The sequence below is a fragment of the Aeromonas cavernicola genome (assembly GCF_002795305.1).
In the GTDB taxonomy this organism is placed as follows: Bacteria; Pseudomonadota; Gammaproteobacteria; order Enterobacterales; family Aeromonadaceae; genus Aeromonas; species Aeromonas cavernicola.
Genome location: NZ_PGGC01000137.1, coordinates 1 through 12,711, shown reverse-complemented (window position 1 = coordinate 12,711; position 12,711 = coordinate 1). Strand labels below are relative to the sequence as shown.

Sequence of the window (12,711 nt, the reverse complement as noted above, 5' to 3'; positions counted from 1 at the left end):
TCCTTAACTGATCGGCATTAGTCTCAAGCCCCCCGTTTTTTAGTCCCTGTTAGTGAAAAGAATAAAAACACCCTAAAATTGACTTTTTTGTAATTACCTGGTCGTAACATCCAGCATAAACCGATTTACCGCTCCCCCAGAATTGACCTATGTTAGACGGGACTCGTATATGGTGGAGTAACGTTTGATCATGAATCATCCTGCCCTACAACAGGTTCTATTTAGCTCATTTGATGCAATCCCGATCCCGATTCTAGTATCAGAGTCGATGAGTTTGGTTAAAACCTCCGCTGCAGATATGTCACCTCGGGACCCTTTGTTACAGCGGCATCGTTTTATCAATAAAGCATTTCAGCTACAGCTCGGTTATGACCTGAGCGATGTACCTGACATCGCGACTTGGTTTACTATCGTTTACCCAGATGAGCACTACCGTCGTTCAATTATCACCGCTTGGTATAGCCTAATAGAGTGCAGCTTCGCGCAAGGTGATGTGGTTGCTGAACTACCGGCGCTAATTCGTTGTAAAAATGGAAAATCTCGTTGGTTTATTGTGACAATTCAGCTTGTTACGGACGCGATTCCCGATGGGCATATTATTACGTTTCGTGATATTCATGATTTGAAGTGCATGATGGAGGAGGTGAGCCGGCTCTCTTGCACAGACTCGCTTACCGAATTAAGTAACCGACGTGCAGCAGAGCAGCAACTCAACGCTAATTTATTGCAGGGCCACGATTTCTCTGTGGTGTTGGTCGATATTGATCACTTTAAGCAGGTTAATGATCGACATGGTCATCCTGCGGGAGACCGTGTGCTGTGTGCTGTGGCTCAGACCATGGCAAGTCAGTTGTTGCCCGGAGAATTATTAGCTCGCTGGGGAGGGGAGGAGTTCTTGCTGATCCTACCGCACAACAGCCTTGAGCAGGCGAGCCAACGAGCAGAGATGTTACGGCAGCAGGTATCGGCGCTTACGTTGACATGGCAAGACAAGTCGCTCTCGCTGACGATCAGCCTAGGATGTGCCAGCTTGGCTCAGGGGCAGACAGTCGAAAATCTGTTGATGGAGGTCGATAAGGCGTTATATCAGGCAAAAGCGCAAGGGCGTAATCAGGTCGTTGTCTCTGCTTCCCAGCCCCCTTAGGCATACAGAGATGTATAAAAAAACCGAAGCGCTATGCTTCGGTTTTTTTGCAATCATGGGCGGTAAGTCCCCACGATTAATTATTTTTTGATACGGATAACTGGGGTCTCACCCACCGTCACGGCACCCGTCATTTTGATCAGCTCTTTGATCTCATCCATGTTGGAGATGACCACTGGAGTGAGCGTTGACTTGGCCTTCGCTTCTAGAACGGCCAGGTCGAATTCGATGATGGTATCACCACGCTTGACTTGCTGGCCTTCCTGAGCGATTCGGGTGAAGCCTTCGCCTTTTAGTTCAACGGTGTCGATACCGAAGTGTACGAACAGCTCGATGCCTGAGTCGGATTCCAGAGAGAACGCGTGGTTGGTCTCGAAAATCTTGCCGATAGTACCATCGCACGGCGCAACCATCTTGTTGCCAGCCGGTTTGATGGCGATACCGTCGCCGACGATCTTCTCAGCGAAGACCACGTCAGGCACATCTTCGATCGGCACGATCTCACCCGACAGCGGGGCAAAAATTTCGATACCACCGGTATCAGAACTATCGTCGGAAACCAGTTTCTTCAGTTTATCAAACAGACCCATAGTAAAAGCTCCTAGAGATGATTTGTCGCTGCGTGCAGCCGATCTTAGCAGACTGTTTTCTGCTTAATAAAGCTATCTACGCATGCTTCGATTTCGGCTGCGGTAGCAAAGCTCAGTGCTTGGTCTGCCATTGCCTTCACATCTTCGAAGTTGGTGTTGCGGATAAGCTTCTTGATACGCGGTACAGAGATGGCGCTCATGGAGAACTCATCCAGACCCATACCCAGCAGCAGCAGGGTAGCACGCTCGTCACCAGCCAGTTCACCACACATACCGGTCCACTTGCCTTCGGCGTGGGACGCATCGATAACCATCTTGATCAGGGTCAAGACAGAGGGTGAGAGCGGGTTATACATGGCGGAGATCATCTCGTTACCACGGTCAACAGCCAGAGTGTACTGGGTCAGGTCGTTAGTACCGATACTGAAGAAATCCACTTCCTTGGCCAGATGATGAGCCATCACGGCGGCGGCCGGGGTCTCGATCATGATACCCACTTCGATGGATTCATCAAAGGCTTTACCCTCGGCCCGTAGTTCGGCTTTTAGCGTCTCGACGGTCGCTTTCAGGCTACGGAACTCTTCGACAGAGATGATCATTGGGAACATGATGCGCAGTTTGCCGAAGGCAGAGGCACGCAGAATGGCCCGCAGCTGAGCATTCATGATGTCGGCACGGTCAAAGAAGATCCGCACGGCACGCCAGCCCAGGAAAGGGTTCATCTCTTTCGGGAAATTCATGTACGGCAGTTCTTTGTCGCCGCCGATATCCATGGTGCGCACGATGATCGGCTGATCTGGCATCGCTTCGGCCACTTCTTTATAGGCTTTGAACTGCTCGTCTTCGGTTGGCAGCGCATCACGATCCATAAACAGGAACTCGGTACGGTACAGACCTACGCCTTCGGCGCCATTGCGGATGGCACCTTCGGTATCCTTGACGGTACCGATGTTGGCGCACACTTCAACCTGATGACCATCTAGGGTGATGGCAGGCAAGTCTTTCAGCTTGGCCAGCTCATCTTTCTCAGCCTGGAACTGGGCCTGGAACTGCTTGGCCTCGGTCAGCTGTTCAGCGGTTGGATTGACAATGATCTGGTTATTGATCCCATCAAGGATCAGCAGATCACCATTGTTGACCCGCGCAGTGATGTCGTTGGTGCCCACGATGGCCGGCAGCTCCAGAGAGCGGGCCATGATGGAGGTGTGAGAGGTACGGCCACCGATGTCGGTGACGAAACCCAGCACATATTTTAGGTTGATCTGAGCGGTTTCAGACGGGGTCAGGTCTTTGGCGACTAGGATGACTTCTTCGTCAATGGTACTCAGATTGACAACGGCGATGCCCAAGACGTTCTTGACTAAGCGGGTGCCGATGTCACGAAAATCAGTAGCGCGTTCGCGCAGATAAGGGTCATCTAGCTCGGCCATCATCTTGGCGTACTGCTCGATCACCTCATAGATTGCTTTATCTGCAGAAGCCTTGTTCTCTTTGATGAAGGATCTGATATCCCCTTCTAGCTCCTCATCTTCGAGCAGCATGATATGGCCTTCGAAGATGGCCTCTTTTTCCTCACCGAAAGTGCGTCCTGCCATCTCTTTAATGGCTTCTAGCTGGGCTGCTGACTTGGTGCGGGCTTCGAGGAAACGGTTGATCTCGGCATCAATCTGCTCGGTGGGAATCTTGCCCTGATTGATAACGATTTCATCTTCTTTAAGAAGAAGCGCCTTACCGAATGCGATACCGGGTGACGCAAGAATGCCAGATATCATAATCCTTCCTATTAAAACGACTAAGGGAGAGGAATAAAGCTGGATTACTCCAGCTCATCCATCAGGGCAACCAGCTTTTCAACAGCTTGTTGAGCATCGGGGCCGTCGGCCTGGATGGTCACATTGGTCCCCTTGGTCAGACCGAGGGTCTGCAGTTTAAACAGGCTCTTGGCACTGGCGGATTTACCACCGGATACCACGGTGATTTCGCTTTGAAACTCTTTCGCTTCTTTGACAAATTGCGCTGCTGGGCGGGTGTGCAAACCGTTTTCAGCGGTAATGACAACAGATTTCTCGTACATAAATTCACCCCATCTTATTGATTTTTAAGTGAAAGGTGGTTTTTTAAACCGCTTTTTCACTGTGTCAGTATGGATATGTTGTAAAGTAACGAAATAAAACCTGCAATGGTTTAATCCAGGTCAATTTTCTGTTCAGTATTTCAGTGCCTTGGCGGACTACTCTTCATTGTTGCACTGCAAGCCGCATCAGAGCTGGTTTGCTATTAATTCACAACGAAAAATAACACTTTGTTACTTTGTGATACTTAGTGACAAAGCACCTCGCAACGCCGCACAGGATATGAGATTTATCACAAAATGTCTGCTTTTTTTGTCGCGCGACAGCTTGTTATTTTACCTCGAAAAATAAGAGTGCCACTGACAAGGTGTGTTGCAGTGTCTAGCCAATAACGAAAACGGCGCTCTCAAGAGCGCCGTTTTCGTTGAGCTGAATTCGAGCGTTACTGTTGAAGTTCTTGTTCGCTAAACACACCACTAAACAGTGCGCTGGAGAGATAACGTTCCGCCGCACTCGGTAAGATAACGACGATAGTTTTACCTTCAAACTCCGGTAACTCAGCCAGTCGACTGGCGGCGACGACGGCGGCACCTGAGCTGATACCCGCTAGAATGCCTTCTTCTTCCATGAGACGACGAGCCATGTCGATAGCCTCGTCGCTCGTGACTTTTTCCACTCTATCCAGCAGGGATAAGTCGAGATTACCCGGGATAAAACCGGCGCCGATACCCTGGATCTTGTGCGGACCAGGTTTAATCTCTTCACCCGCCAGTTTCTGGCTGATGACCGGAGATTCAGCAGGCTCTACCGCAACAGAGATAACGGCTTTTCCCTTGGCCTTTTTCAGATAACGAGAAACGCCAGTAATAGTACCGCCAGTACCCACGCCTGCGACGAATACATCAATGTTGCCATCTGTTGCATCCCAGATCTCGGGGCCTGTGGTTTTTTCATGGATCTCAGGGTTGGCTGGGTTTTCAAACTGCTGCAGCAGCACATATTTACCCGGCTCGGATTCGAGGATTTCGTTAGCCTTGGCAATGGCGCCTTTCATGCCCAGTGGCCCTTCGGTGAGCACTAAGTTAGCGCCGAGAGCTTTTAGCAATTTGCGACGCTCGAGGCTCATGGTGGCAGGCATGGTCAGCGTAATGGGATAGCCGCGAGCCGCCGCAACGAAGGCTAGAGCAATACCAGTGTTGCCGCTGGTCGGCTCGATGATCTCTTTACCTTTGCTCAGGATGCCGCGCTTTTCTGCATCCCAAATCAGGTTAGAGCCGATCCGGCATTTTACGCTGAAGCTTGGGTTGCGGCTTTCGATCTTGGCCAGCACCCGTCCTTTCGTGACGCGGTTAAGACGAACCAGCGGGGTCTGGCCGATGGTTTGGCTGTTGTCCTCAAAAATTTTGGTCATGGTGCTATCCCTGTTGCTGTGAAGGCGATGTGGCAAGATTACTCGGCGTGTTATGAATGAGAAGTGACTATTCGTTATAACTATATGGCATTAAAACATATGAGATTTATGCTCTTTGATTGGTGAGCTCCTGCGCTGAGCCCCTTAGCTTGGTGTGTTGCTAATGCCTGCCATCCCGGTGTAGCGCTCCCCGTTTCAGGGGATTATACGGTCGTCTATTGCTCTTTGGGATGGTCTGCTTGCCTGAGGCCTTTCTTCTCACCCCGCCCTCTATTCTGATGCTCAACATGCTGTTTTTGAGCCCTGAGTACAGCCAATGATGGGGGTAACTGAGATTTAGTGGCGAAAGCGAATGAATGATTCCAATGAAGACGATGTTTGCTATTATCCGGGCACCTTTTTAATCGTTGGTTGGCTATCCAAGAATCCCAATGTACACACAGTTCTTCGGCCTTTCAGAACCCCCGTTCTCCATCTCTCCTAATCCCAAATATCTCTACATGAGCGAACGCCATGCTGAAGCCTTGGCTCATCTCAACTATGGGTTGCAAGATGGCGGTGGATTTGTGCTGCTAACGGGGGAGGTGGGGACGGGGAAGACTACGGTGTCCCGCTGTTTGCTCCAGCAGCTGCCTGTTGATACTCAGATCGCCTATATCCTCAATCCTTCCCTGACGGAGCGAGATCTGCTGGCGGCTATCTGTGATGAGTTTGAACTCAGTTATCCCGTTGAAGCAGGTATTAAGCTACTGTTTGACCGCATTCGTGACCACCTGCTTGCTAATCTGGCCGCAGGTAAGCGCAGTGTGGTGTTAGTCGATGAAGCTCAACATCTATTGCCCAGTGTCTTAGAGCAGTTACGTCTACTGACCAACCTTGAAACAGATGATAAAAAGTTGCTGCAGGTGGTATTGATTGGCCAGCCTGAGTTGCAACACATGCTACGTCAACCCCTGTTGCGCCAGCTCGCACAGCGGATCACTGCTCGTTATCATCTGCTACCGCTAACAAAATACGATATTGATGCGTATGTCCGGTTTCGCCTGCAGGTGGGGGGGTGTGTACAACCGATCTTTACTGCCAAAGCCATTGCAACACTCCATCGTTTAAGTGGTGGTATTCCTCGACTGATCAACTTGATCTGTGATCGTGCACTGCTTGGCGCCTTTGCACGGGGGAGTTACAAAATTGTCCATCGGGACATTAACCAGTCTGCCTTCGAGGTGGCGGGGATCCGCGATGAAGGGAGTTGGCTCTCAACGCTGAGTATTGCGGTGGTGGGGGCGGTGCTGGTCGCTGCCGGTTGGTGGGGTTGGCAATATGTTGGCGTATTCCCTGCTCGTCCTGTAGTCAAGGTTGAAGTGCCGGTCACCATTGATGAGACGCCGGAACAACGCGAGCAATTGACGGACGCGATTAACCAATCAATAGACCCTGCCAGCGCGATGCAGAATCTCTACAAGGTATGGGGCTACGACACCACTTTCGAAGAGGCCACCTGTGATAATGCACCGCGTGCGGGGCTGCGTTGCCAAGAGGGAGAGGCCACATTAACTGACATAGAAAATTGGCAATACCCCGTCCAAGTCAGCCTGACTGATGAGACGGGGGGGCTTTACTATGCGACTTTAGTGACCCTTGGCCCCGCTAAAGCAAGCCTGTTGATCGGTGAGCAAAGCTGGCAGGTTGAGCGACAGTGGTTATCTGATCATTGGGGTGGGAGCTACACCTTACTGTGGCGTATGCCCAAAGGTAATCTCAGTTTGATTAGCAGTAATGCCTCACTTGCCCAGCTTCAGTGGCTTGACAATGCGTTAAGCCGAGCCTTGCAGCAACCGGATCGTAAAATCCGCCGTTTTGATGAGATCCTCAAAAATAAGCTGCAGCAGTTTCAACGGGAGCAGGGGCTGACCCCAGACGGCATTGCTGGCAGCCAGACCTTATTGCGCCTGAATGCCCTGTCCGGTGAGCCCATGCCACGGCTGGAGGAGACCTCCTGATGTCAACCCTACTTAATGCGCTGCGCCGAGCGCAGCAACCGACCAGTTCCCCCTATATCCCTGCCATGGGATTGGCGATGGCGCGAGATGAAGAGCGCCCCGCACGCCGATGGAGTTTGTTGCTTGCGCCTCTTGCCCTCGTTTTAGGGGGCGCGGCTAATTATGGCTGGCACTTGCTGCATCTACGTCCGATTGAGGAAACCGTAGAGGTAAAAGAGGTGGTGAGTTCACCATTTATGCGGGTTGAACCTAAAGTGATGATCACTCGGCCACTGCCTCCTCCCCTTCCTGCTCCGGTGATCCAGCCCCGGATCGTTGCGCAATCTAGTGGCATCGACAGCCCACCACAAAGTGGCCTCAGTTTGGCGGATCAACTGCTGCGTGCACTCAATGAAACGCCGCTACAAGATTCAGTCATGCCAGCTCCCCCCGCCACACAGGCCGCTACGGCGCAGCCCGTGGCATTGGGAGCAGCCCCGTTAGCAATACAGCAGCAAGTCCCGGCATTGAGTTACGGCTCCCATGTCTTTTCATCTAATGCAAGCAAGCGGGCCGTGATGCTCAATGGCCGCGAGTTTAAGGAGGGTAGTGAAGTGCTACCCGGTGTGCGACTGAGCACGATTGCGCAAGATCACATCGTGTTACAGATTGCAGGTCAGCAAGTTTCCCTGCGCGCATTACAAGATTGGCCAGGATGAAGCGAAGCATCAGTTTGAGCAGAATTAATCTGAGCAGGCTTCTTTTTGCACATTGTTTCAATCAGCCCTGTTGTATCGAGGCCCACAGCCATAGACAATAGCCGGCCATGGCAACCATATGAAGTTGTTGATAAAGATGACACCACTATTCAGGGACGAACGACTGACCTTGCTGTTGGCTAGCTGCCGACGATTGCCCTTTGCCAAGCTCAATTATCCTCTCTTCTGGGCTTTGCTCCTATTGCTGGCCCAACAGTGTGCCAGCTTGACGTGGCATGTGTTAGCTATGGTGTCAGCCCCGCCGAGTGCGCCGTGGCAACCCGCGATGATCGATAGCCCCACCAACAGTCGCGCAGTGCTCAATCTCAATCAGTTGCAGCAATTAAGCCTCTTTGGCAAAGCGCCCACTAAAGAAAAAACGGTTGCTGCGGTGGCGGTGGATGCCCCTCGTACTCAGCTCAATGCCCAGCTCAATGGCGTGCTTGCCAGCTCGGTCGCCGCGAAATCTATCGCGATCGTCACTATGGCGGGCAGACAAAACTCATATGGGATTGGCGATCTCATCGATGGTACTCAAGCGACGATTCGTCAGATTCTCGCTGATAGGGTGATTTTGGAGCTTGATGGCCGTGACGAAACCTTGATGTTGGACGGTGAGGAGTATGGCAAGGCGCCTTCGCAAGCCACATTGCCGACGGTCTCGTTGACGACGGTGCGTAATGAGTTGCTAAAAAATCCACGTAAAATCAACGATTACTTCAATATATCCCCAGTGCAGGTCGATGGTCGGATGGTCGGCTATCGCCTCAATCCTGGTAATGATCCAACACTCTTTAATCAGACCGGATTGCAAGCCAATGACTTGGCCGTCAGCGTTAATGACTTGGATTTACGAGATAATATGCAAGCCATGCAAGCGATGGAACAGATGGCGGGTGCCTCGGAAATGACCGTCACTGTCGAACGACAAGGGGCGTTACTTGATATCTATTTTGGCTTGTCAGAATAACGATCTGGAGTCGTAGCAATAATGATTAATCACTTAAAGAACTGGCGTTTGGCAACACTTGCCACCGCCCTGATGGTACTGTCAGGCACCACGTTGGCAACCGAATACTCAGCCAGTTTCAAGAATGCTGACATTGAAGAATTCATCAATACGGTGGGTAAAAATCTCAATAAAACCATCATTATTGAGCCTTCGGTACGCGGTAAGATCAATGTTCGCAGTTACGATCTCCTCAACGAAGATCAGTATTATCAGTTTTTCCTAAGTGTGTTGGATGTCTATGGTTTTGCCGTGGTGCCGATGGATAACGGCGTGCTCAAAGTGCTGCGCTCACGAGATGCTAAAACCTCTGCCATACCGGTAGTCGATGGCACTAATCCCGGCCAAGGGGATGAGATGGTGACCCGTGTGGTACCAGTGCGTAACGTCTCAGTCCGTGAGCTAGCACCATTACTACGTCAGCTTAACGACAATGCCGGTGGCGGTAACGTGGTGCACTACGACCCTTCCAACGTCTTGCTGATCACTGGCCGCGCTGCCGTGGTCAATCGCTTAGTCGAAGTCGTCAACCGAGTGGATCGGGCTGGCGACCAAGAGGTGGACATTATCAAACTTAAGTTTGCCTCTGCGGGCGAAATGGTGCGACTGGTGACCAACCTTAATAAAGATAATTCCCCTCAGGGCGGTGCCGCCTCCTTGCTACTGGCCCCTAAAGTGGTTGCCGATGAGCGCACTAACTCAGTCGTTGTCAGCGGTGAGCCAAAAGCGCGAGCCCGTATTATTCAGATGGTGCGTCAGCTCGACCGTGACTTGCAAAGTCAAGGCAATACCCGGGTGTTCTACCTCAAGTACGGTAAAGCCAAGGACATGGTCGATGTACTTAAAGGGGTGAGTGCCAGTATTGAGGCAGACAATAAGGGAAGTGCCGGAGCAAATGGCGCGGCAGGTGCTGCCAGTATTGGTGGCGGTAAACTGGCCATCTCCGCCGATGAGACCACCAACGCCCTCGTCATCACCGCTCAGCCCGATGTCATGGCTGAACTTGAACAGGTGGTGGCGAAACTCGATATCCGCCGAGCACAGGTGCTGGTCGAAGCCATCATCGTTGAGATGCAAGATGGCGATGGGCTTAATTTAGGGGTGCAGTGGGGTAACGCCAATGGCGGTGGTACGCAGTTCACTAATTCAGGCTTGCCTATTACGGGAGCCATTGCCGCCGGTAAGGATTATCAAAATAACAAAACGGATACCGCCACCAATCTGCTAAAAGGGTTTAATGGCATGGTTGCTGGTTTCTATCGTGGTGATTGGGCCATGCTCGCCACTGCATTGTCCACTAACACCAAAAATGACATTCTCTCGACCCCCAGTATCGTCACCATGGACAATAAAGAGGCCTCCTTCAACGTCGGGCAAGAGGTGCCAGTACAGACTGGATCACAAAGCTCTACCTCAGGTGACAACATTTTCAATACCATCGAACGCAAGACAGTAGGTACCAAGCTGGTGGTCACCCCGCAGATCAACGAAGGGGATTCGGTGCTGCTCAATATTGAGCAGGAGGTCTCTAGCGTTGCCACAGCACAAGCAATAGGAACTGCCGCGCTAGGTCCGACTTTCGATACTCGTACCGTTAAAAACGCGGTATTGGTTAAAAGTGGTGAAACCGTGGTTTTAGGCGGTTTAATCAGTTCTGACACTAAAGAAGAGGTATCCAAGGTGCCACTGCTTGGCGATATCCCCGTGTTAGGCTATCTGTTTCGCTCCACCGCAACCAACACCTCGAAGCGTAATCTGATGGTCTTTATTCGGCCAACGATACTGCGGGACGCTGACATCTATTCGGGGGTATCTAGTAACAAATACTCACTGTTTCGGGCAAAGCAGCTAGAGGCTGCGGCACAGGAGGGTTATCTCACCTCTCCTGAGCGCCAGGTACTGCCAGCCTATGGCCAAGACGTGATGGTATCGCCCGAGCTACAAATGCAGATCGAGCAGACCCAAATTCGTCAGCAAAACACCGCTGATAGCGTGACGCCCTTTGTCCAGAGTCGGCCCTGATGAGCGCTTACCATCTCGATGCCAGCGAGCTGCCGCCAGCGTTGCCTGAGCTACCCTTTGCCTTTGCCCGTAATTTTGGGGTGATCCTGACTGAGCGGGTGGGTGCACCGGTATTGCTCTGTCGCATGGGGGTCACCCCCGAGACGTTACTCGAAGTTCGCCGCGTCGCGGGGTGCCACTTCGCGGTCGAGTTGCTGGACAATGACGCTTTTGAAGCCTTGTTGATGGCCCACTATCAGCGTGATTCCTCCGAGGCGCGCCAGTTGATGGAAGATCTCGGCAACGAGATGGACTTCTTCGCCTTGGCTGAAGAGCTGCCCCAGAGCGAAGATCTGCTGGACGCCGATGACGACGCCCCAATCATTCGTCTCATCAACGCCATGCTGAGTGAAGCGATTAAAGAAGAGGCCTCCGATATCCATATCGAGACCTTCGAGCGGGCGCTGGTGATCCGCTTTCGTATCGATGGTGTATTGCGAGAGATCTTGCGCCCTCATCGTAAGCTGGCATCACTTTTGGTCTCGCGGATCAAGGTCATGTCGCGGATGGATATCGCCGAGAAGCGGGTGCCGCAAGATGGCCGGATTTCCTTACGTATTGGCGGCCGCGCCGTTGACGTGCGGGTCTCTACCATGCCGTCGAGCTACGGTGAGCGGGTGGTACTGCGTCTGCTTGACAAGAACAATGTGCGCCTTGAACTGAAACAGCTAGGGATGACGGCGGCGAATCGCACCATCATCAGCGAGCTTATTCGCAAGCCGCACGGCATTATCTTGGTCACCGGCCCGACCGGTTCCGGTAAATCCACCACCCTTTACGCGGCGCTTTCCGAGATTAACTCCCGGGATCGCAATATCCTGACAGTGGAAGATCCCATCGAATATGACCTCGAAGGGGTGGGGCAGACTCAGGTCAACACCAAGGTAGACATGACCTTCGCCCGCGGCCTGCGTGCGATCTTGCGTCAAGATCCAGACGTGGTGATGGTGGGAGAAATTCGAGATCTGGAAACTGCCCAGATTGCGGTGCAGGCGTCACTGACCGGTCACCTGGTGATGTCGACCCTGCACACCAACACCGCCATCGGGGCCATCACTCGGATGCGGGACATGGGGATCGAGCCTTTCCTACTCTCCTCATCGCTCTTGGCGGTGCTAGCCCAGCGGCTGGTTCGTACTCTCTGCCCCGATTGCCGCACTCCACGCCTCATCTCCGAGCAAGAGCGGATCGCCATGGGGATCGAGCAAACCATTGACCAGCAAATTTGGCACCCGGTGGGGTGCGAGCAGTGCAACCACACCGGTTATCGTGGCCGTACCGGTATTCACGAGCTGGTGGTGATCGATGAAGCGGTGCGCGAGGCTATCCACAGTGCTAGCGGGGAACTTGCCATCGAGCGATTGATCCGTGGCCACACTCCTAGCATCCGCCGTGATGGCATCGACAAGGTCCTTAAGGGGCAGACCAGCCTCGAAGAGGTATTGCGCGTGACCCGGGAAGATTGAGATGGCGGCATTTGAATACAAAGCTCTGGATAACAAAGGGCGCCAGAAACAAGGGGTGCTGGAGGGCGATTCGGCACGTCAGGTGCGTCAGCTGCTGCGCGAGCAGGGCCTGACGCCGCTGGAAATTCATGAGACCACCGAAAAAGCCAAACGTGAGGCAACTCGTTTTGCCCTGTTTCGGCGTGGGGCCAGCACCTCTGAGCTGGCGCTGATCACCCGCC

General features: G+C 52.4%; 10 protein-coding genes and 1 pseudogene. 7 read left to right on the top strand and 4 right to left on the bottom strand.

All coding sequences use genetic code 11. The features are described from left to right. The first annotated feature begins 190 nt into the window (after positions 1-190). Complete coding sequence (locus tag CUC53_RS14540) at positions 191-1,144, top strand: GGDEF domain-containing protein (protein WP_100294821.1); 954 nt, start codon at positions 191-193, stop codon at positions 1,142-1,144. An 80-nt stretch (positions 1,145-1,224) separates the two neighbouring features. On the opposite strand, the gene crr is transcribed toward CUC53_RS14540, so the two are convergent. The 4 genes from crr to cysK form a co-directional block, all read right to left on the bottom strand. Next, a complete protein-coding gene (crr, locus tag CUC53_RS14535) occupies positions 1,225-1,734 on the bottom strand; it encodes a PTS glucose transporter subunit IIA (protein WP_042061931.1) in 510 nt (169 codons plus the stop codon). A 44-nt stretch (positions 1,735-1,778) separates the two neighbouring features. Beyond that, complete coding sequence (ptsI, locus tag CUC53_RS14530) at positions 1,779-3,506, bottom strand: phosphoenolpyruvate-protein phosphotransferase PtsI (RefSeq protein WP_100294818.1); 1,728 nt, start codon at positions 3,504-3,506, stop codon at positions 1,779-1,781. 44 nt (positions 3,507-3,550) lie between these two features. Continuing rightward, entirely contained in the window at positions 3,551-3,808 is a 258-nt protein-coding gene (locus tag CUC53_RS14525; RefSeq protein ID WP_005338266.1) for an HPr family phosphocarrier protein, read from the bottom strand. 440 nt (positions 3,809-4,248) lie between these two features. Beyond that, a complete protein-coding gene (gene cysK / locus CUC53_RS14520) occupies positions 4,249-5,217 on the bottom strand; it encodes a cysteine synthase A (RefSeq protein WP_100294817.1) in 969 nt (322 codons plus the stop codon). Positions 5,218-5,648: 431 nt separating this feature from the next. Here cysK and CUC53_RS14515 point away from each other — a divergent pair, with 431 nt between their 5' ends. The 6 genes and pseudogenes from CUC53_RS14515 to CUC53_RS14490 form a co-directional block, all read left to right on the top strand. After that, positions 5,649-7,217: an ExeA family protein gene (locus tag CUC53_RS14515; protein ID WP_167386765.1), complete on the top strand. Its 1,569-nt coding sequence runs from the start codon at positions 5,649-5,651 to the stop codon at positions 7,215-7,217. Beyond that, a complete protein-coding gene (gene gspB / locus CUC53_RS14510; RefSeq protein WP_100294816.1) occupies positions 7,217-7,915 on the top strand; it encodes a type II secretion system assembly factor GspB in 699 nt (232 codons plus the stop codon). The genes CUC53_RS14515 and gspB overlap by 1 nt, the downstream gene beginning before the upstream one ends. A gap of 118 nt (positions 7,916-8,033) precedes the next feature. Then, a complete protein-coding gene (exeC, locus tag CUC53_RS14505) occupies positions 8,034-8,924 on the top strand; it encodes a GspC family type II secretion system variant ExeC (RefSeq protein ID WP_236757931.1) in 891 nt (296 codons plus the stop codon). A 21-nt stretch (positions 8,925-8,945) separates the two neighbouring features. Continuing rightward, a complete protein-coding gene (exeD, locus tag CUC53_RS14500; RefSeq protein ID WP_100294815.1) occupies positions 8,946-10,985 on the top strand; it encodes a GspD family T2SS secretin variant ExeD in 2,040 nt (679 codons plus the stop codon). After that, entirely contained in the window at positions 10,985-12,490 is a 1,506-nt protein-coding gene (exeE, locus tag CUC53_RS14495; protein WP_100294814.1) for a GspE family T2SS ATPase variant ExeE, read from the top strand. The genes exeD and exeE overlap by 1 nt, the downstream gene beginning before the upstream one ends. 1 nt (position 12,491) lies before the next feature. After that, positions 12,492-12,711, top strand: a pseudogene (locus tag CUC53_RS14490) (type II secretion system protein GspF); the annotation flags it as partial.